Raw genomic sequence first — 22,473 nt, 5'->3', positions numbered from 1 at the left:
AAAAACAAAACCATGAAAACTTTTTATCTGTCGCTTTTGTTGCTCTTCATAGGAAATTATTACAACGCGCAACAATTCGTGTACAAACCTGTAAATCCTGCTTTCGGTGGCGACACTTTTAATTACCAGTGGCTTTTGAGTTCTGCAAATGCCCAAAATCAATTTGACAATGATAAAGACAAGGGATTTAATGAGAAAAGTGCGATTTCAAGTTTTAATGAAGATGTAAACCGGCAGATCCTCAATCAACTTTCCAGAAATCTTTTTGGGACAGATTTCGGATCTTCTTCAAATTTACAACCGGGAAGTTACACTTTAGGCAATCTATATATCAACATCTTGAGATCAACTTCCGGCTTGTATGTGAGTATTCTGGACACTCAGACAGGCGAGCAAACGGAAATCATTATACCCTAATTACGACTTATAACTGAAAAAAAAATGAGAAATTATGTTAACCAAAAAAAAATCAAACCAAAAACTTATGACGGTTTTGTCGTTTGCGATGTTGCAAAGTTGCAGCGCACTCTTCCGACCTCCGACTGAGAAACAAAATTCTACAATGGGCGAAATAACGCCTTACACCAAAATTATAAAAAGTTTACCCGATCCAAAAGAAAAAGTCGTGGTTGCTGTTTATAAATTTAAAGACCAGACCGGGCAGTACAAACCTTCTGAAAATGGTACCAACTGGAGTACCGCGATACCGCAAGGAACAACCTCTATTTTGATAAAAGCTCTGGAAGATTCAAAATGGTTTATGCCAATCGAAAGGGAAAATATCAGTGATTTATTGAACGAGAGACAAATCATCCGGACGACGCGTCAGGAATATTCTGCTTCAAATCCTGTTTTAAATCCAGCAAATAGTTCAGCTTCAAATACTTCACAGAATAATACTATTCAATCACTTCCTCCCTTGCTTTATGCAGGTATAATTCTGGAGGGTGGTATTGTTTCTTACGATACCAATATTATGACTGGAGGATTGGGCGCAAGATATTTCGGTATTGGTGGCTCTTCGCAATACCGTCAGGATAATGTCACCGTTTATCTACGCGCAGTTTCAACTTCGACTGGAAAAATTTTAAAAACAGTTTACACATCAAAGACACTTCTTTTTCAATCTGTTACTGGAAACTTATTTCGCTACGTGGATACTGAAAGATTATTGGAAGCAGATATTGGCATTACTAAAAACGAACCTGTGCAATTAGCCGTGAAAGAAGCGATCGAAAAATCTGTTTATTCATTAATAATAGAGGGCGTAAAAGATAAAATTTGGGATGTCGAACCATCTAAAAAATCTAAGATCGATTCCATAATAGCAGAATACAATAAAGAAGAAATTATAAATGACAATTTCCGTATTGACAATAGGATTCTGGATTCCAGAAGAGGGAAATTCGGCATTGGAGTTAATGCAGAATCAAATACTATCAAAGGTGATTACAATAATGCTGTAATGAAACCGGGTTATAAAATAAATGCAAAATATTTCATCAATGACCATTTCAATATTGAATTGAATTTTGCCAAATTCGAATTGGAAAATACAGATATTTTTAAAAGAAAATTTAGTTCTACGGATCTTAATTTAGAATTTTTATTAATGCCAAATGATAAATTTACGCCGTATTTATTTGGAGGTTTGGGTTATGTTGGTTACAGTTATTCTTATTTTAACCACTTAAAACCAAAAGCCCAGGCAGGTGCAGGTTTGGAATATTTAATCACTAATTATTTAGGCTTGCAGGCCTACGGAGAATATGATTTCGGATTTAATGATGACTGGGATGGACTTGTTGCCGGTAAAAGAGATGATAATATCCTAAAATTCGGACTCGGTCTCAATTTCTATTTTGGAAAAAATAACAATAGTAAGTTTTCTAAAATCAAAAAAAACTAAACATCATGAAAAATATTTATTTAAAACTAATACTTATTTTCGGACTTTTGTTTTTGCATCTAAGTTGTAGCGAAGATTTAGTGGATAAAGTGAAAACAGGACTCATCAAAGGAACCGTTGTGCAATCCAAGACCAATTTACCTTTAGCAAATGTTAAAATTACCACCTCGCCAAGTTCCGAAACAGTCTTTACTGCGGCTGATGGCAGTTTCACATTACCAAATACACCCGTGGGGGATTATTCTTTAAAAGCAGAACTTCAGGGTTATTTATTAGGAATTCAAGCTGTAAGTCTAAAAAATGACGGACAGACAGTAAGTGTAGTTTTTGAAATGAAGGATGATAATTCTCAAAATTCACCGCCTTCCATTCCCATTCTGGTAACACCTGCAGACAATGCGGTAGATCAGCCATTATCGGTTCAGCTTTCCTGGACGTGTACGGATCCGGATGCAAAGGATATTTTAACATTTAAATTAATTGTAAAAAATAGTTTAAATGCGACGGTAAAGACGGTAGAAAATATTGCAGAGAAAACCTACACTTTGGCAAGTCTAAATTACGGTGTCAATTATTTCTGGCAGATCGTTGTTTCTGATGGCATTAATCCTGATGTTTATAGTGCTGTAAGTCAATTTACAACCAACAAAATTCCGGCAAACAGATTTCATTATGTACAGAAAATTTCTGGAAACAACGTGATTTTATCTGCAAATGAAACTGACGTTAACTTTCAATTGACAAGTCCTAATTACAATTCCTGGCGACCTAGAAAAAATAATTTTTCAGGATTGATCGCTTTTTTAAGAACAGTGGGTGGAAATACCCAGATCTTTACAGTAAAACCTGACGGATCAGACGTTTTTCAGGTAACTTCAATTGCGGTTACAGGTTTCAATCTGACAGATTTGGATTTCGCATGGAGTCAAAACGGCAAAGAGCTTCTGTATGCTAATTTCGACAAACTGTACCGGATAAATAAAGATGGAAGCGGACTGCAATTGGTCTATAAAACAACTGATGGCAGTCTGATTTCCGAGTGCGACTGGAGTTCAGATGGAAGCAGAATTGCTGTGAAAACCAATGATTATGATGGCTACAATACCAAAATTTTCGTGATAAATCTTCTTGGTAATATACAAACCACCATTTTATCAGGAGTAAATGGTGCTTCCGGCGGTTTAAATTTCTCAGTTGATGGAACAAAACTCCTTTACACGCATGATATTTCAGGTTTTCAAAATGCAGATTACCGACAATTAAATACCCACATATTTTTATATAATTTCAGCACCTCTACGACAACAGATTTGTCTGAATTCACAAGCATTCCCGCCGGAAGTATTGATATTGATCCTCGATTTTCTCCAAATGAAGCACAGGTAATTTTTACCAATACTTCTAATGATGGAATTTCGCAGAAAAGTGTTTATACCATTCAGATTGATGATGATAATTCCAGAACGTTATTATTCAGCACTGGTGAAATGCCGGATTGGGAATAGGTTACATTTTTTCTCAGTAAGAAATCCCCTGAATTTTCAGGGGATTTCGTTTTTATTGATCTGGTCTAAATTCTAAATCAGTATTCCACAAGTTTATTTTCTAAAGCCAATTTTACAAGACTTATAGAATTATTGACATCCAGTTTATGAAAAATATTTCTACGGTGTGTTTCTACAGTGTTAGTACTGATAAAAAGCAGATCTGAAATTTCCTTACTTTTAAGACCTTTACAGATACTTTCCATCACTTCGAATTCGCGTTTTGTCAACGTCTCAATTTTCTCGTAGATTTTCAAATTTTCTACTGGTTGGTTTGGATGTGTAAAAGAATCAACGAGCTTATTTTTTAAACATTCACACATGTAAAATTCACCCAACTCCACTTTTTTCATTGCTTCTAAAAGTTGCGGGAAACCACCTTTCACCTCCATAAAACCATCGATACCCACCTGAAAAAGAGTTTTTACTTTTTTAAGATCATTGCAAATTGACAGACTTATTATTTTCAGACTTTTTTTTCTTTTTTTAATTTGCTTTATATTTTCTACATTTTCATACTCGTCGACGAGCAAGATATCGGTACTAAAAAAATTCTCCTGTTCCAAAGCCTTATTAAGTGTCGTTGTAGAACCGATAACTTTGAAATTTTTCATCCTAAAGAAAAGAGAAAGAAGCCCATCAATAAGAATTTGATGGTTGTTAACGATAAAGATTTTCATATTTTTTTGTGTTTTTTTTCTGCAATGTTAATTTGCGCGCCAAAAACAAAATCTATAAAAAGAGCTAATGGCGAAATCAAAAATACAAAAATTACTTCATATCAACAAAAATTAATCATTAATTATTAACCAAATCATCACATCATAACGAAATCTACAATTTAACATAACATTTAATATTTAAAAATCAATTCATAAAAATCAATTCAAGAAAAATTCAAACTTATTAAAAGTATTAAAAAGCGACAAAGTTTCCGCATTAATGTTAATATGTGTTTGCATGGAATGAACTTCTAAATGCGATTCTTCCACAGAATTTTTAATATAAAAGTTAAGTTTATGCTCGCCTTTTTTCTGAATTAAAGTTTTGAAAAAATCCACATCTTTTTCCCGAAGATCTTCTACATTTAAAACTACACTCATCGTTTTTGCAAATTTATCAAGCGCTTCACGCAGATCTTCCACATCTGTAATATTCACGAAAACGCGACCGTCGCCGGAAAGTGAATATTTAAACTTTATGATAACAAAACGCTGAACATCAACTTTGTCCCGAAGTCGCAAATAATCACGGTCGCCCAAACGAAAACTCTGACTTCCCGTGTAATCTTCAACCGATAAAAACGCGATTTTTTCCCCACTTCTCGGGCTGTCTTTCACTTCATAAGTGGTTATTAAACCGGCAACTGTAAATTCTTTGCTTCGATCATTTATTTTTTTCCGCTCATTCCAATCAGAAAATAAATCCGGATTCAGATCTGCAAAAACCTGGTTTTTATAAACCTCAACTTCATCTAAATTCAAGAAATTAAATGCGCCTTTTGGTTCTACTTTTTTGGAAATTTCTTCAATAATTTCATCTTCGCCATCTGCAGTTTCAATTAAATCGACAACTTCCTTATCATCATCACTATCATCGGAAATTTCCGTAGGTAAGATCACGCTTTCAATTTCGATTTCTTCTTTTTTAGTTTCTAAAATTTCCTTACGGGAAAGTGCGCCTTGCATAAATTTAAACTGATATTGAAACTCATCCAGCGGATGCGCGGAAAGATAAAAGCCGATAATTTCCTTTTCCTTGTTGAGTTTTTGCATATTTTGCCATTCTGGTGCGGGATTGATTTTTGGCTTTTCAATCTTCACTTCATCCGCAAAATCGGCAAAAAGTGAATGTTCAATTTCATTTTTACTGTCCTGAAAACTTTGTCCATATTTTAGCAAAATTTCAATATTTGTTCTGCCCGAATTATCGACATCAAAATATTGCGCTCTGTGATAATTGTCAACCTCATCAAATCCACCCCCGAAAACCAGACTTTCCGCCACTCTTTTATTCATTTGGGACGACGGAACGCGTTCAAAAAAATCGTAAATACTTTTAAATTCTCCGTTTTTTCTTTCCTTCACAATTGCTTCACTCGGACCTTCGCCGATTCCTTTAATAGCGCCCAATCCAAAGCGAATTTGTCCCTTTTCATTCACTGCAAAATGAAACGCAGATTCATTTACATCGGGACCCAAAACATCAACGCCAATATTTTTACAGTCTTCCATAAAAAGCGTAATTTGTTTGGTGTTATTGATATTATTAGACATCACACTCGCCATATATTCCGCCGGAAAATTGGCTTTTAAATAAGCCGTGTGATAAGCAATTAAGGCATAACAAGTCGAGTGGGATTTGTTAAAAGCGTATTCTGCAAAGGCTTCCCAGTCTTTCCAGATCTTATCTAATTTTATTCTGTCAAGATTATTTTTTTCGCCACCTTCAATAAATTTTGGGTACATTTTATCTAATACAGATTTCTGTTTTTTCCCCATTGCTTTTCTTAACGTATCGGCTTCACCTTTGGTAAAATTGGCTAATTTTTGAGAGAGTAGCATTACCTGTTCCTGATAAACAGTAATTCCGTACGTTTCTTCTAAATATTCCTGTGTTTCTGGCAAATCATATTCTACGACTTCCGATCCATTTTTTCTGTTAATAAAATTTGGAATATACTTAATTGGTCCAGGTCTGTAAAGGGCATTCATCGCAATTAAATCTGCAAATTTATCCGGTTTTAATTCCCGCATATATTTTTGCATTCCCAAACTTTCATATTGAAAAATCCCAACCGTTTTTCCTTCTTTAAAGAGTTGATAGGTTTTTGGATCTTCTAATAACAAGTTATCGAGATCAATTTCAATATTGTGTTTTTGCTTAATTAATGCAATCGCGTGTTTTAAAATTGTCAAAGTTCGCAAACCCAAAAAGTCCATTTTCAGTAAACCCGCATCTTCCGCCACAGAATTGTCAAACTGAGAAACCAAAATTTCCGCATCTTTTCCCGAAATCGTGATCGGAACTAAATTTGAAATATCTTCGGGCGTGATAATCACACCACATGCGTGAATTCCGGTATTTCGAATGCAACCTTCCATTTTTCTCGCCGCATCTAAAACGGCAAATCTTCCATCAGAAGAATTAGCCAAAATAGTTTTCATTTCTTCCGCTAAAACACGGTCTTCCGGACGCAATTTTTCAGGTTTATTTAAGGCTTTTGCGATGTTCATTCCCGGCGTGGAAGGAATTAATTTAGCAATATTATTGGTTTCAGAAATTGAAACATCCATCACTCTTCCCGCATCTTTTATGGCAGATTTCCCACCTAAAACGGAATACGTAATAATTTGTGCTACTTGGTTTTTACCATATTTTTCAACCACCCATTTTATTATCTTGTCCCGACCTTCGTCGTCAAAATCAATATCAATATCCGGCATGGAAATACGTTCCGGATTTAGAAATCGCTCAAAAAGCAGATCATATTTTATAGGATCAACATTGGTAATTCCCGTGCAATAAGCCACAACAGAACCCGCGGCAGAACCACGACCCGGACCAACCCAAACGCCCATTTGTCGCGCCACTTCACAAAAATCCTGCACAATTAAAAAATAACCAGGATAACCTGTATTGGCTACAACCGACAATTCAAAATCAACTCTTTCTTTTATTTTTTCGGTTATTTCGCCATATCTTTTTTTCGCGCCTTCGTAAGTCAAATGCGTTAAATACGCCATTTCGCCACGTTTTCCAGCATCTAACAAATCTTCTTCGTCTAAAAATTGTTCGGGAATTTCAAACTTTGGCAGTAAAACATCTCTTTTTAAAGTGTAAGGTGTAAATTTTGCCAATAACTCTGAATAAGCCTCAAAAGCATCCGGAAAATCCCGAAAATCTTTCTTTAATTCTTTTGAATCTTTGATAAAATAATTGTCACTTTTTAAACCACGTCTTTTGCCAAAACCTTTACCAACTTCGGTTGTTAGTTTTTCGCCATCTTTGATGCAATACAAAATATCCTGAATTTTAGAATCTTCTTTTTCGGTATAAAAAGTTTCATTTTGGGCTAAAATTTTAACCTCATATTTATCTGCAAATCCTAGTAAAATTTGATTTAAATATTCTTCTTCCGGCAAATTATGATTTTGAATTTGAATATAAAAATCCTCGCCAAAAGTATCTTTCCACCATTTGAAAATCTCTTCGCCTTTTTGTTCTCCAAAATTTAAAATAGTATCGGGAATATCGCCATTTAAACTTGATGTTACAGCGATCAGATCGTCTTTATATTTAGAAATCATTTCCCGGGAAATTCTTGGAACGCCAAAATAAAAGCCGTTCACAAAACCCATACTCGACAATTTTGTCAGGTTTTTATAACCGTTCATATTTTTTGCCAAAAGCACCATATTTGTCCGTCTGTCAGGATCATCTTTTGTAAATTGTTTCTGTTCCGGACGGTCTGAAATATAAAATTCACAACCTAAAATCGGGATTAATTTCTTCGGTGCATTTTCTAAATCTGCGTTGTCAATTGGTAATTTATCTTCTAAACTTTTATTGTATTTCTCAACTTCTGTCACGAATTTAAAAGCGCCCATTAAATTCCCCAAATCGACCAAACCAACCGCGGGAAAATTATTTTTTGAAGCCTTCGAAATTAAATCCGCAATGCTCGAAGAAGCCTGCAAAGACGAATAAATACTGTGGTTGTGAAAATTAAAATAATCACCAATTTCTATTTCATCGGTATCGCCAAAATCTGTTTTATTTTTGCGGTTTTTATTAGCTGAAACCTGTCGGCGGATGACGATTGCAAAAGGTTTTATCGGCGAAGAATGTTGGCTTTGGAATGTTCTAAAAACTTCATCGCTTATTTTGAGATCTTCCGCTGAAATAATATTCAAACGCATCATTTCAAAGAAGATCTGTGCCGTTGCGTTGACGTCTGCTGCAGCGTTGTGCGCTTCATCAAACTTTTCACCAAATAAGATCTGAAATAATTCCGTCAGTTTCGGCGACTTCCATTTGCCGTTTCTACCACTTCCTAATTTGCAGTAATCCGTTCCCAGAATCATCGTATCCGCAGACGCCAGATTTTCCAAGGAATTTTCTAAATTTTTGCGTAAAAATTCTGCGCCAACGATATTATAATCAAAAATAATATTGTGACCAACGCCAATTTTTGACCTCGTAATAACTTCCGAAAATTCTACCAAAACTTCCTGCAGATCTCTTCCTTCTTCCATCGCCATTTTAGTAGAAATCCCGTGAATTCTACTGGCATTAAATGGAATATCAAAACCCTCAGGTTTAATAAGATAATCCTGATTTTCAAGCAAAGTACCGTCATCATCATGCAATTGCCACGCAATCTGAACCATTCTCGGCCAATTGTCTGAATCTGTGAGCGGTGCGTTAAAATTTTGAGGTAAACCGGTGGTTTCGGTATCGAAAATTAAATACATTTAAAGGAAGAATTTTTGTAAAATTAGGTTAAAAATAGGAGAAAAAAAAGTTGAAAAATAATCCTATATTCAATAAATAAAAACTAAAATTAAAAAATAAACCAGAATTTAGTCAAAATTAAAAATATTAAAATTTAATATATATTTATTGTAAGTCAATAATTAATTATACATTTGCGATATAATTTAATATTAAACTCATGAAAATCACTGGAACAAACTCACTTGCAAAATATCTCAGTTATTTTGCTTTTTTCATCTTTGCATTTTGCGCTGTACATTTGGTTTATGAATTGGTTGGACATGCGGTTCTTTACTACAAACACCAAAGCGGAAGCCAGATATTCCCTAATACTTTCATTTTAAATAAAAATGTTGGTTGGACTAGAAATAAATGGACGATACCAATGGATCAATTACTGAAGTTTAAAATAAATTATCCATTCAGCAGCGTTCAAGTTGTAACCGGGGTTTACGGTTCATCACAGATCATCTATAATTCCCTTGCTTTTCTATTTCTAAGTTTATTTTTCTTTCTTAGTTATAAGACTTTGAAAGAAATGAGCACCGATAAAATTTTTAATCCAAATGCGATAAAATGGCTTAAGCATTTTGCTTACTTTAATTTGATAGTGGCCATCCTTTTTATATTATACACTGTATTCTTTCATTCAATTGACATTTCAATAATATTTCAAATTTTCTTTTCAGGGTTTTTAGGAATTATGATATTATTTGTCGTTGATTTTTTTAAAAAAGGATATCAGTTGCAGAACGAAAACGATTTAACTATTTAATTATGCCTATAATAATTAACATTGACGTGATGCTTGCAAAACGTAAGATGCAAAGTCAGGAATTAGCAGAAATAATTGGGATCACCCAAGCAAACTTATCCATTCTTAAAACTGGAAAAGCAAAAGCCTTAAAAATAACGACATTAGAGGCAATTTGTAAGGCATTGAATTGTCAACCTCGTGATTTAATTGAATATATTGAAGAAATTTAAAATTTTATTTTGAAACCATTATCTTACCAATCACAAAAATCGAACTAAATTCTTACGCTAAAATCATTTCATTTTTTAAATTTAATAGTCAGATCATAAAACAATTGCAAGAATCGCCTTGCAAAAAATACAAGCTAACGGGAAGTTTTAATCTAAAATTTTGGCACACAATGAGTTTGTGGGAGACCGACGATGAAATTAACAACTTTTACCGAAACGGTATTCATCTTGAAGCCATGAAAAAATCTAAAACATTTTTTTCAAAAATTCAATCTAAAAGAATTACAGTTGAAAATAATGAATTGGGAAACTGGCGAGAATTAAAGAAAATATTTACCTTATAAATTGACGATTTTAAATTTCCAAAACTTTCATTAACTTTGGTTCCTATGGAATTTACGAAAGAAAACATCGTTTCAAAAGACATTTTGCTCAAAGCATTTCATCACATGATGATCGCAAAAGCCACCGCAGATATTTATGAGGAAAACCGGGGAATTACAAAATATGTACATTCTACGTCCCGAGGTCATGAAGCCGTACAATTGGCAACGGCGTATCAACTAAAAAAAGACGATTGGGTTTCGCCTTATTACCGCGATGAAGCGATGCTTTTGGGAATGGGTTTTACACCGTATCAATTGATGTTACAATTGCTAGCAAAAGCCGAAGATCCCTTTTCCGGTGGGCGTTCTTACTATTCCCATCCTTCAAGTTTAGACGAAAATTTACCTAAAATAATTCACCAAAGTTCCGCGACAGGAATGCAGGCAATTCCGACAACCGGCGTTGCGCAAGGTTTAAAATATATACAAGAATTTAATTTAAAACAATTTGATGAAAACCCAGTCGTGGTCTGCAGTTTGGGCGATAATTCGATTACGGAAGGCGAAGTTTCGGAAGCCTTTCAATTTGCGGCTTTGCATCAATTGCCCATTATTTTTTTAGTTCAAGACAATGAATGGGGAATTTCCGTTAAAAAAGAAGAAGCCAGAACTTCAGACGCTTACGATTTCGCCGCAGGATTTGTCGGTTTAGAAAGAATGAAATTTAACGGCACTGATTTCGTGGAAAGTTTTACCCAAATGAAACAGGCTTTTGATTTCGTACGCTCGGAGCAAAAACCTTTATTAGTTTGCGCCAGAACGGTTTTAATTGGTCATCACACTTCGGGTGTTCGACGTGAATTTTACCGGGATGAAGCAGATCTGGAAAAACACAGAAGTGAAGATCCGGGCCTAATTTTAAAAAATTATTTGCTTAATGAAGGTTTTGAGGAAAATCATTTAAATGAAATTGAAGTCGAAGCCAGGAAAATTGTAGAAAAAGATTTTGAAAAAGCCGTTGCTGCAGAAGATCCAAAAACAGAAACCGTTGAAGATTTTGTTTTTGTTCCAACACCAATTTTAGAGGAAACCGGAACCCGAGTTCCGACAGATACAAAAGAAAAAATCGTCATGGTTGATGCGGCCATTCACGCTATTCAGGAAATTATGTACAAGCATCCGGAAGCCTTACTTTACGGACAGGATGTGGGAGAAAGAATTGGCGGCGTTTTCCGTGAAACCGTAACTTTAGGTAAGAAATTTGGCAATAAACGTGTTTTCAATACCGCGATTCAAGAAGCGTATATCATTGGTTCTACGGTTGGAATGAGCGCGGTTGGTTTAAAACCAATTGTGGAAGTTCAGTTTGCCGATTATCTTTATCCCGGTTTGAATCAATTGATCACCGAAATTTCAAAATCCTCCTATTTAAGTATGGGGAAATTTCCAGTGAGTAATATTATTCGCGTTCCGATTGGCGCTTATGGCGGTGGCGGACCGTATCACAGCGGAAGTGTGGAAAGTATTTTGTGTAATATCAAAGGCATAAAAATCGCATATCCTTCGAATGCAGCAGATTTTAAAGGCCTTTTAAAAGCCGCGTTTTACGATCCAAATCCAGTAATTATGCTTGAACACAAAGGTTTATATTGGTCAAAAGTTCCGGGAACGGAAGATGCAAAAACCATCGAACCGGCGGAAGATTATATTTTACCTTTTGGAAAAGCCGACAAAATTTTGGAAGCCGATCAAACTGAAATCGATGAAGGTCGTTCAATGGTCATTATCACTTATGGAATGGGCGTTCATTGGGCAAAAGCAGCGGCAAAAAACTTTAAAGGAAAGGTAGAAATCATCGATCTGCGAACGTTAATTCCTTTAGATGAAAGTCTGGTTTTTGAAAGTGTAAAAACCCACGGAAAATGTTTGGTTTTAACGGAAGAACCTTTGCAAAACTCTTTTGCAGAAGCCTTTGCTTCAAGAATTTCCAAAGAATGTTTTAAATTTTTAGATGCGCCGGTTGAAACTTTAGGTTCTCTAAATATACCTGCGGTTCCTATTAATTTGATTTTAGAAAAAGAAATGCTTCCGAATGCGGAAAAAGTGTCGGTGAAAATTTCTGAAATTTTGGCTTACTGAAAAATACAATAAACCACAAGTCACAAAGATTAGCACAAAGATTTGTTAAGAATAATTTTTAAAAATTTATTAAGCAAAAAACTTTGTGTCCTCTGTGATCAGCAGTTTTAAAAAATCTTTGTGACTTTGTGGTAAAAAACTTTGTGGTAAAAACCTATCCCCACCAAAAAGCCGCCGCAATAATAATATAAAGTCCGATCAGCGCGACACCTTCCAGCCAGATACTTTCGCCGTCAAAAACGATGAACGCACTGACAATTACAGCGAGCGCAAAAGCAGCCAAAAGCAGCGGACTCAACACAAAAGACAAAACCGCGCCTCCCAAAAAGAAAGATAATATAATTAATAAAGGATAAAGAAAAAGTGCAATTTGCAGCGAAGAATTCATGATCACACTCACCGCATAATCGGCTTTATTTTTTAGAGCCAACTGAATTCCCACTAAATTTTCTATAGCATTTCCAGCAATTGCAACTACAATTAATCCAGCAAATACATCGTTTATCCCAAGTGTTGTCATAGCAGGTTTTAGCGCATCAACAAACCATTCTGAGACAAAAGCTGCACCCAAACCTGAACCTGCAAGAACGATTAAAGTCAAAGTTAAAGACCAGCTTTTTTCTTCCGGGCCTTCATCTTCAGGTTCTTCCCCGACAATCGATCGATCACCTTTTATCGAAAAAATCAAACTGCAGATAAATAAAATAATTAAAACTGCCGCCACTAAAATATCCAGCATATTGATATGACTTTCCGCCGGAGTGTGCAAATAATGCGTTAAAGTCGGGACTGCCATTGCTGCGAAAGCCAAAATCATTAACACGGAATTCATTTTTGGCGCTTCTGAATGAAAATATTGTCTTCCATTTTTTAAGCCGCCAAATAAAATCGCCATTCCAAAAACCAAAACTGAATTTCCCAAAATCGAACCAATTAAAGCCGATTTTACGACCGTATCCAAGCCAGCTCTTAAAGCAAAAATACACACAAAAAGTTCTGGTAAATTCCCCAACGCCGATTGCAAAACGCCTGTTGCAGCCGGTCCCATCCTGCTCCCCAACTGTTCCGTTGCCTTCCCAACGATCATCGCGACCATTACCAACGATGCAGCAGCAAGCACAAAAAGCAATACTGAATTTATATCAAAACGTGTCGCAAAACCAGTCACAGCGGCAACTGAAACCGCTGCGATAATTAAAAAAATATCTTTTTTATTCATAATTTTATTCTGCTTCAAATTTATGATTTTTTGTAAATTAATTATTAAAAATAAATATTATTATTATTTTTTGGGCAGCTTTATCCGTCTTCCGTTCCCAATCTTTTTTTTCAAAAGCAAAAAAAAGGATTTCCACTCAAGCCGGGCTGCAAAAGTTTCGTGTCAATCATAACCTTCAAAAATTTGACAATTATTCTTCCTTTTGCGATCTATTATTTTACTTTTAAATAGCAAAATCTTTTGTCCCTTATGTGGTTTTAAAAATCCAAATACTTATTTTTGTATCAAACCACAAAAGAAAAATGTCACAGGAAATTAAAGAAAAAATCGAAAGTCTTCGGAAGGAACTCCATCAATACAATAATGCCTATTATCAAAATGATGAATCTTTAATTTCAGATTTTGAATTTGATTTAAAACTTCAGGAACTTATCAAACTTGAAACTGAAAATCCTGAATTTTTTGACGCAAACTCGCCTACTTTACGCGTTGGTGGCGGAATTACGAAAAACTTCCCGACTATTCCACATCAGTTTAGAATGTATTCTTTAGACAATTCTTATGATTTTGACGATCTCGAAGATTGGGAAAAACGTATTGAGAAAACTTTTGGTAAAGATGAAGTAGAATTTGTCGCTGAATTAAAATACGATGGCGCATCGATTTCAATTCTTTACGAAAATGGAAAAATGGTTCAAGCAATAACTCGAGGAGATGGTTTTCAGGGCGATGAAATTTCTAATAACGTCAGAACTATTTCCAATATTCCATTGACCTTAAACGGTGATTTCCCCGAGCGTTTTTTTATGCGCGGCGAAATTTATTTGACGCGAAAAGATTTTGATAAAATCAATGAAAAACGGGAAGAAGAAGGTTTAGATCTCTTCATGAATCCGAGAAATACCGCAAGTGGAAGTTTAAAAATGCAGGATTCTGCGGAAGTTAGAAAACGAAAATTATCAGCGGTTTTATACCAGTTTATTTCGGAAGAATTTCCCGCAGAAACACATTGGGAATTGTTGCAAAAAGCAAAAACGTGGGGTTTTAATATTTCCAGTCAGGCAAAACTTTGTAAAAATTTAGACGAAATAAAAGATTTTATTAATTATTGGGACAAAAAACGCCACGATCTGCCTTTTGAAATTGACGGAATTGTTCTGAAAATCAACAATATAAAACAACAGCAAACTTTAGGTTATACCGCAAAATCGCCGCGTTGGGCGATGGCGTATAAATTTAAAGCAGAAAAAGTTGAGACCAAATTAGAAAGTGTGGTTTATCAGGTTGGAAGAACGGGCGCGATAACGCCGGTCGCTAATTTGAAGCCGATTCTTTTAGCCGGAACAACCGTAAAAAGAGCGACTTTACACAATGAAGACCAGATTAAAAAATTAGGATTGCACGAAGACGATTTCGTTTACGTAGAAAAAGGTGGCGAAATTATTCCAAAAATTGTGGGGATTAATTTAGACAAAAGATTACCTGATTCAAAAGAAATTGAATACATCAAAAACTGCCCGGAATGTGGAACTGAACTTGTAAAAATCGAAGATCAGGCCAATCATTTTTGTCCAAACGAATTGCATTGTCCGCCGCAAGTTGTTGGAAGGATGATTCATTATGTTTCCAGAAAAGCTTTGGATATTGAAAATTTGGGAAGCGAAACCATTGAGCAATTGTATATAGCAAAGTTGGTGGAAAATCCTGCCGATTTCTATGCTTTGACCAAACAACAATTATTGCCTCTTGAAAGAATGGCGGAGAAATCTGCGCAAAATATTATTGAAAGTATTGAGAAATCAAAGGAAATTCCGTTTGAAAAAGTATTGTTTGGAGTTGGTATAAAACACGTCGGAGAAACAGTTGCTAAGAAATTGGTTAAAAACTTTTCAACAATTGAAGAACTGCGAACTGCGAGTTTAGAAGAATTGGTTCAGGTAGAAGATATCGGAATTAAAATTGCAGAAAGTATTCACGAATTTTTTAAAAATCCGGAAAACATTTTAATGGTTGAACGCTTAAAAGAATACGGCATAAAACTTGAAAAAGATGAAAATTTCAACCAAACTGATTCGAATATTTTAGAAGGAAAAACTTTTCTATTTACCGGAAAATTGTCATTGTTCACACGAGAAGCAGCCGAAGAAATGGTCGAAAAAAATGCGGGGAAAAATATTTCGGCAGTTTCTAAAAATTTAGATTATTTGGTGGTTGGCGAAAAAGCCGGAAGCAAATTAAAAAAAGCGCAGGATTTGGGAACAATCACGATTTTGGATGAACAGGAATTTTTGGATCTGATTAGTCAAAAATGAAAATAAAATTAACATCTATATTAATTTTTATTTTTTGTTTGTCTTTTGGTCAAACTAATTTAAATGTTCAATTAAGAAAAATAATTCATCAAACAGTCAAACGAGCAAATTCTAAATTTTCTGAATCGGGAATTGATAATGGATTTTATAGTAAGTTTCCCAATATCTTGAAAAAAGGTGATACAATTTCATTTTACACAACTTCAAATATTCCTCTATGTGATTTAAATGTGTTATTTTTTTTAAAATCAAATCTTGCCACAATAAATAATTTTAAAAATTGTTCAGAACCAACAACAATATCAACAAGTTCAAAATTTTACTCATTTAAAGTTAAAAAGGATTTACTTAAAATATATTTAGACAGCAAAGAATATTTAGTTTTTAAAATTGTTTCGGTAGAAAAATATAAGACAGAAAAATTTGGCAAGAACTCTTACAAACTCAATTTTGTAGTTGAGAAATTAGATTTGAAAATTGATTAATAAAGTAATATTTAGGTTTTACACAAATGAATTCCAAATTAGTAGAAAAAAAATTAGAACTAAAAAACATCGCCATCACCGCGATGAGAAAACTCGTTTTGGATGTTTTTCTGCAACATAAAAAGGCTTTTTCACTGGCTGATCTGGAATCTATTTTAGAAAATTCCGACAGAAGTACACTTTACAGAACACTTAAAACTTTTGAGCAAAAAGGTTTAATTCATGGCATTAGGGAAAATAATACGACTCAATATTTACTTTGCAACGATGCGTGCGACGCTGAAAATCATTACGATTTTCATTTGCATTTTTATTGCAACCAATGTGAAAAAACAACCTGTTTGGAAGATGTTGATTTTGAAGGTTTAAAATTTCCAAAAGGTTTTACAATTCAGGAATTAAAATTTGTAGCAAATGGTATTTGCAAGGAATGCACGCCAAAAATGCAATAGTGTTGCACCCACTTTTTGGTTAGTTTTGTGAAAAATTATTAAATGTCACAATCCTGCTGCAGCACAGAAGAAACTTCCCACGACCATAATCACGACGATCACGATCATTCCCACGGAAATAAAAATGCAAGCAATTTGCAATTGTTTTTACCAGCAATCATTTCATTTTTACTTTTAGCGATAGGTTTAACTTTAGATTACTTCATTAAACCTGATTGGTTTCAAGGTTGGAAAGGAATTGTTCTGTATGTTTTGGCTTATTTGCCTGTTGGTTTTCCGGTTTTAAAGGAAGCCTTTGAAAGTATCAAAAAAGGTCAGTTTTTCTCCGAATTTTTCCTGATGTCGATCGCGGCAATTGGCGCTTTTGCAATTGGCGAATATCCGGAAGGGGTTGCGGTAATGCTTTTTTACAGCGTTGGTGAAAATTTTCAGATTATGGCAGTTCGTCGGGCAAAAGGAAATATTAAATATTTACTCGATCAAAGACCGGATGAAGTCACCATTTTAGAGAATAAAATTCCTAAAACTATTAAAGCCGAAAAAGTAGAAGTTGGACATTTTGTTCAATTAAAACCCGGTGAAAAACTGGCGTTGGATGGAGAATTGGTTTCGGAAAAAGCTAGTTTCAACACGGCAGCTTTAACAGGCGAAAGTAAACCCGATTCAAAGAAAAAAGGTGACGCTGTTTATGCGGGAATGATCAATCTTAATTCGGTTTCTGAAGTTGTGATCACCAAAAAGTACAACGACAGTAAATTGTCTAAAATTCTAGAAATGGTTCAAAATGCATCTTCTCAAAAAGCACCAACGGAACTTTTCATCAAGAAATTTGCGAAAATTTATACGCCGTTCGTGGTTTATCTTGCGATTGCAATTACTTTCCTACCCTACTTTTTTGTCGCAGATTATGAGTTTAAAAACTGGCTTTATCGCGCTTTGGTTTTTCTGGTGATTTCCTGTCCTTGTGCTTTGGTGATCAGTATTCCGCTTGGATATTTTGGCGGAATTGGTGCGGCGAGCAGAAATGGCATTTTATTTAAAGGTGGAAATTTTTTAGATGTTTTAGCCAAAATTCAAAATGTGGTGATGGACAAAACCGGCACGATGACGGAAGGTGTTTTTAAAGTTCAGGATATTAAAATTGAACAAGGTTTTAACGAGAAAGATATTTTAGATCAATTAAATTTAGTCGAAAGTAAATCTACACATCCAATTGCGACGGCGATTCATGATTATGTGGGCGAAATAGATCACGATCAAAATATTTCTGATATTGAAGAAATTCCTGGTTTTGGTTTAAAAGCGAACTTTGAAGGCAAAGAATTTTTCGCCGGAAATTTTAAATTGCTGGAAAAGTTCAACATTAAATACGACAAAAATTTAGAAGATATTTCGGAAAGTGTGGTTGCAATGGCTTTTGATAATCGGTTTGTTGGTTATATTACGATCGCTGATGAAATTAAAAAAGAAGCAAAATCTGCTGTTGAATCATTAAAAAAATTAGGTATAAAAGTCACGATGTTGAGTGGCGATAAAACCGCGGTTGTTGAAAAAGTTGCGAAAACTTTAGGAATTCAAAATTATTTTGGAAGTCTTTTGCCCGAAGATAAAGTGTCGGAATTGAATAAAATTAAGGCACAAAATGAAACCGTGGCTTTCGTTGGCGATGGCGTAAATGACGCGCCGGTTGTTGCGCTTTCAGATGTGGGAATTGCGATGGGCGGTCTCGGAAGTGATGCTACCATTGAAACTGCAGATGTTGTGATTCAGGATGATAATCCCGCAAAAATTGCGATGGCGATAAAAATAGGGAAAGAAACCAAAAAAATTGTTTGGCAAAATATTATTCTGGCTTTTAGCGTGAAAGCCGTCGTTTTAGTTTTAGGCGCTGGCGGTTTGGCAACAATGTGGGAAGCGGTTTTTGCGGATGTTGGAGTGGCGCTTTTGGCTATTTTAAATGCGGTGAGAATTCAGAAAATGAAGTTTTAGATATTTTAAAATATTTGTGATATTTATTTATCTTTATTGATAATAAATTTTTAAAAATCGAAAAGCGATTAGTAGATAGAAATCATAGTTATCGAAAAGTTTATGAAACAATTAAAATCGTAATATAATGTCCGTACCATTTGGTTATGAAAAAGATGGATTTAAATTCAGAAAAAATGTTTTTAATCCACAAATAGAAGTGATGGCTTTAAGTTCTCGCAAAATTGATGATTGTGTTGCATACATAAAGCATAATAATATTCAAGGCATAGAAATTAATTCCACGTATGGTGCTTATAAAGTAGATACTTTAGATTTATTAGAAAAATTACCTGATTGCAACATAAAAGTAATTGAATTAATAAATGATTTTAAGGACATTTCAATAATTAATCAATTCAAAGCATTAGAACAATTAGTATTATCAGAAAATAAAAAAAGTACTATCGATTTTAATAATTTTCCAAATCTTAGATCGTTAAGTATACACGATAATAAAAACTTTATCAATATTGGGAATCTAATAAATTTAGAGAAATTGGGGATTGGTTCTTTAAATAATAATTCTAAAATTGATTTTTCATATTTGAAAAATTTAAAGGATTTATTTATCGTAAAAGGAAATATTGAAAATCTGAATTTCGTAAATAATCTAAAACTTAATAATTTATCAGTAAATTATTGTAGAAAGTTGAAAGATATTTCTGGAATTGAAATACAAATTGATTCCATTACAGATTTAGAGTTTGAGAGTTGCAAAAGTATTGATAATATTGAAATTATTGGAAATTTAATAAATATTGAATGACTAAAATTATCTAATTTAGTAGAAATTAAAAGTTTATCAGTTATAAAAGACATTAAAACCTTGAAAAAATTATCATTTGTTGATACTAATATTTTAGATGGTAATCTTTCCTATTGTGAAGGGTTAGAATTTGTAGGATTCAATAATAAAAAACACTATTCACACAAATATGAAAATTTAGCACCTTTAAAATAAATACTAAATTTTTCTAATACCCAAAAATCCCTAAGCCATTTAAAAATGCGACTTATTTGCGAAAACTGCGCCCCGACTTGAGTGGAACTCTTTTTCTGACGAAGCAAAGCGAAGGTTGAAAAAAGTGGGAACGGAAGGCGGATACAGGCGCCCAAAAAATTATTTTCAATTTCAAATATGATAATCATTTTATCAATTTTTCCACTCTTTTAAATTTTCCTATTTTAGGGCTTTAAAATTAAATATGAAGAAACAGATAATAATTGCCGCAGTTTTTCTAAATTCTGCAGCCGCGTTTGCGCAACAATACGGTGGAATGTGGATTCCGACCGAGGTGAATGAAAAGGAAATGAAATCTTTGGGGATGAAAATTACCGCAAAAGATATCTGGTCAACGGACAAACCGAGTATTAAGGACGCAGTGGTTCAGTTTAATGGCGGTTGTACAGCAGAAATTATTTCCGGGCAAGGTTTGCTTTTAACAAATCACCATTGTGGTTTTGGGCAAATTCAGGAACATTCTACTGTTGATAATGATCTGCTGTCAAACGGATTTTGGGCCAAAGATATGAATGGTGAACTTTCAAATCCAGGCGTAACCGTAGATTTTATTACCGATATAAAAGATGTTACAATGCAGGTTTTTGCAAATACCCAAAATTTAGGGGAAAAAGAAATGGCGGCATTGATCAAAACAAATATTGCAGCAACGATCGCAGGTTTTAAAACAAATCAGTATCAAAAAGTAATGGTAAAGCCGATGTACGACGGCAACAAATATTATGCATTCGTGACAGAAACTTTTAAAGATATCAGGTTAGTGGGCGCACCACCACAAAGTATTGGGAAATTTGGCTCTGATACAGACAATTGGGTTTGGCCAAGACATACGGGAGATTTTTCTATGTTTAGAATTTACGCAGATAAAAATAATAATCCGGCAGAATATTCCGCGGATAATGTTCCATATAAACCAAAATATTTTCTCCCGATTTCCCTAAGAGATAAAAAGGAAAATGATTTCACTTTCGTTTTTGGATTTCCGGGCAGAACTACAGAATATTTACCTTCAATTGCCATCGAAAAAGTAATTACCGATATTGATCCGGCAAAAATAAAAGTACGTGAGATCACACTTAAAACTCTGGATGAAAAAATGCGCTCAGATGCTGAAACTCGTATTAAATATTCCGCAAAGTATGCCTCAGTTGCCAACTATTGGAAAAAATGGATCGGCGAAGTGGAAGGTTTAAAAAAGTCTAATGCAGTAAAGAAGAAACAGGATTACGAGATGCTTTTAGAACAAAAAAATCCGGAGATTAAAAATACCATTTCAAAATTTAATAGCTTATATAATTCTCAGGCACCGTTTGCTTTAAATAATGCCTATTATGGCGAAGTGATCAGAAATGCGGAAACTTTGCGACTTGCCAATTATTACATCAATTATGTAGAAAGCAAAGAAAATGGTAAAATGACGCCGGAAATGGAAACCCGTTTTTCGCAAACGATCACTGATTTTTATAAAGATTATGATAGCGCTTTGGATGCAAAAGTAACTGCGCAGCTTTTAGCTTTATATCAGCAAAAAACGCCCGCTGAGTTTTTGCCGGCAAATTTTGATCAGTATTCTGATATCAATAAAAATTATTCAACAGTTGAGAATTGGTCAAAAAATTCACTTATCTCCGGTCGTGGCGATTTAAATGGAAAAAAAGCGGATAAAGATATTGCTGCTTTGCTAGGAAATCCAAAATTTATTGAAACTATTAAAAAAGACCCTTTTTATAAGTTAGCGAAAGACATCAAAGAAAATTATATGTCAAAAGTGGACGGTAAATTTAACGATTATCAAAGTCAAATTAATGCCCTTCAAAAAAACTATATGGCGCAACTGATGGCCACGGATAAGGACAGAAAATTCTTTCCTGATGCCAATTCAACTTTGCGCGTTGCTTACGGACAAGTAAAAGGTTCGGATCCGAGAGATGCCGTGCATTATGGTTATCAAACGCATCTTGCGGGTGTAATGGAAAAATATGTGCCGGGAGATTACGAATTTGATGTACCAAAAAAACTGATCGATCTTTATGCCACTAAAAATTACGGCGTTTATAAAGATGCTACTGGTGATGTTCCGGTTAATTTTACAGCAACAAACCACACAACTGGTGGAAATTCCGGAAGTCCGACATTGGATGCCAATGGAAATTTAATTGGTTTAAACTTCGACAGACAATGGGAAGGTACGATGAGCGATATTAATTATGATCCACGTTTTAGCCGAAATATAATGGTCGACACGAAATATGTTTTATTTATTATTGACAAATATGCGGATGCAAAATGGCTTTTAAATGAAATGAAACTTGTAAAATAAAAAATACTTCAAAGTTTTAACATGCGCTTCAAATTTAAATTTGAAGCGTTTTTTGTTTAAATAATTAACTTTTACAAACCTAAATAATAGACGAAAACCGCTAAATCCACTATTTTCAATTTATTACATCAATAAATATGAGCGTATTTTTATTGTTTAAATTTAAAATTTTGATAAATAAATGCTATTTATTACATTATATTTTAATTTAACTATTTAAAACATAAAA

The 22,473-nt window shown here is 34.3% G+C and carries 16 protein-coding genes; 13 read left to right on the top strand and 3 right to left on the bottom strand.

What is annotated here, in order from left to right:
• Positions 1-12 precede the first annotated feature (12 nt).
• Genes BM238_RS02455 through BM238_RS02445 form a run of 3 tightly spaced genes read left to right on the top strand, consistent with a single transcriptional unit; the run spans position 13 to position 3,414 of the window.
• Positions 13-417: a curli assembly protein CsgF gene (locus BM238_RS02455; RefSeq protein WP_090078588.1), complete on the top strand. Its 405-nt coding sequence runs from the start codon at positions 13-15 to the stop codon at positions 415-417.
• Positions 418-451: 34 nt separating this feature from the next.
• Positions 452-1,909 (top strand): CsgG/HfaB family protein, encoded by a 1,458-nt coding sequence (locus BM238_RS02450; protein WP_090078587.1) that lies wholly within the window; start codon positions 452-454, stop codon positions 1,907-1,909.
• 5 nt (positions 1,910-1,914) lie between these two features.
• Positions 1,915-3,414, top strand: coding sequence for a carboxypeptidase regulatory-like domain-containing protein (locus tag BM238_RS02445; RefSeq protein WP_090078586.1), 1,500 nt, complete (start codon positions 1,915-1,917; stop codon positions 3,412-3,414).
• A 77-nt stretch (positions 3,415-3,491) separates the two neighbouring features.
• Here the strand turns inward: BM238_RS02445 and BM238_RS02440 are convergent, their stop codons facing one another.
• Together BM238_RS02440 and dnaE are read right to left on the bottom strand one after the other, a co-directional pair.
• Entirely contained in the window at positions 3,492-4,133 is a 642-nt protein-coding gene (locus BM238_RS02440; protein ID WP_090078585.1) for a response regulator transcription factor, read from the bottom strand.
• Between the two features lie 201 nt (positions 4,134-4,334).
• On the bottom strand, positions 4,335-8,930 hold the full coding sequence (gene dnaE, locus BM238_RS02435; protein ID WP_090078584.1) for a DNA polymerase III subunit alpha: 4,596 nt from the start codon (positions 8,928-8,930) through the stop codon (positions 4,335-4,337).
• Between the two features lie 200 nt (positions 8,931-9,130).
• Here dnaE and BM238_RS02430 point away from each other — a divergent pair, with 200 nt between their 5' ends.
• The 4 genes from BM238_RS02430 (at position 9,131) to BM238_RS02415 (ending at position 12,404) form a co-directional block, all read left to right on the top strand.
• Positions 9,131-9,727 carry a DUF2975 domain-containing protein gene (locus BM238_RS02430; protein ID WP_090078583.1) on the top strand — a complete coding sequence of 199 codons (597 nt, stop codon included), beginning with the start codon at positions 9,131-9,133 and terminating at the stop codon, positions 9,725-9,727.
• Between the two features lie 2 nt (positions 9,728-9,729).
• On the top strand, positions 9,730-9,939 hold the full coding sequence (locus tag BM238_RS02425; RefSeq protein WP_090078582.1) for a helix-turn-helix domain-containing protein: 210 nt from the start codon (positions 9,730-9,732) through the stop codon (positions 9,937-9,939).
• 170 nt (positions 9,940-10,109) lie between these two features.
• Positions 10,110-10,283: a hypothetical protein gene (locus BM238_RS02420; RefSeq protein WP_143093335.1), complete on the top strand. Its 174-nt coding sequence runs from the start codon at positions 10,110-10,112 to the stop codon at positions 10,281-10,283.
• A gap of 45 nt (positions 10,284-10,328) precedes the next feature.
• Positions 10,329-12,404, top strand: coding sequence for an alpha-ketoacid dehydrogenase subunit alpha/beta (locus BM238_RS02415; protein ID WP_090078580.1), 2,076 nt, complete (start codon positions 10,329-10,331; stop codon positions 12,402-12,404).
• Positions 12,405-12,558: 154 nt separating this feature from the next.
• On the opposite strand, the gene cax is transcribed toward BM238_RS02415, so the two are convergent.
• Positions 12,559-13,623 (bottom strand): calcium/proton exchanger, encoded by a 1,065-nt coding sequence (cax, locus tag BM238_RS02410; protein ID WP_090078579.1) that lies wholly within the window; start codon positions 13,621-13,623, stop codon positions 12,559-12,561.
• A 302-nt stretch (positions 13,624-13,925) separates the two neighbouring features.
• Here cax and ligA point away from each other — a divergent pair, with 302 nt between their 5' ends.
• The 6 genes from ligA to BM238_RS02375 all read left to right on the top strand — a co-directional run bounded on the left by ligA (position 13,926) and on the right by BM238_RS02375 (position 22,244).
• Positions 13,926-15,935 (top strand): NAD-dependent DNA ligase LigA, encoded by a 2,010-nt coding sequence (ligA, locus tag BM238_RS02405; protein ID WP_090078578.1) that lies wholly within the window; start codon positions 13,926-13,928, stop codon positions 15,933-15,935.
• A complete protein-coding gene (locus tag BM238_RS02400; RefSeq protein ID WP_090078577.1) occupies positions 15,932-16,420 on the top strand; it encodes a hypothetical protein in 489 nt (162 codons plus the stop codon). Before ligA ends, BM238_RS02400 begins: the two co-directional genes overlap by 4 nt.
• 26 nt (positions 16,421-16,446) lie before the next feature.
• Positions 16,447-16,872, top strand: coding sequence for a Fur family transcriptional regulator (locus tag BM238_RS02395; protein WP_177205409.1), 426 nt, complete (start codon positions 16,447-16,449; stop codon positions 16,870-16,872).
• Between the two features lie 42 nt (positions 16,873-16,914).
• Positions 16,915-18,861, top strand: coding sequence for a heavy metal translocating P-type ATPase (locus tag BM238_RS02390; RefSeq protein WP_090078576.1), 1,947 nt, complete (start codon positions 16,915-16,917; stop codon positions 18,859-18,861).
• Positions 18,862-18,988: 127 nt separating this feature from the next.
• The gene (locus BM238_RS02385) at positions 18,989-19,669 is read left to right on the top strand and encodes a leucine-rich repeat domain-containing protein (protein WP_090078575.1); all 681 of its coding nucleotides are present in this window, start codon (positions 18,989-18,991) and stop codon (positions 19,667-19,669) included.
• A gap of 439 nt (positions 19,670-20,108) precedes the next feature.
• Positions 20,109-22,244 (top strand): S46 family peptidase, encoded by a 2,136-nt coding sequence (locus tag BM238_RS02375; protein ID WP_090078573.1) that lies wholly within the window; start codon positions 20,109-20,111, stop codon positions 22,242-22,244.
• Positions 22,245-22,473: the final 229 nt, after the last annotated feature.

The sequence above is a fragment of the Halpernia frigidisoli genome (genome assembly GCF_900113805.1).
Lineage (GTDB): Bacteria > Bacteroidota > Bacteroidia > Flavobacteriales > Weeksellaceae > Halpernia > Halpernia frigidisoli.
Note: the sequence above shows the minus strand (reverse complement) of the source record. Positions and strands in the feature narration are given on the sequence as shown.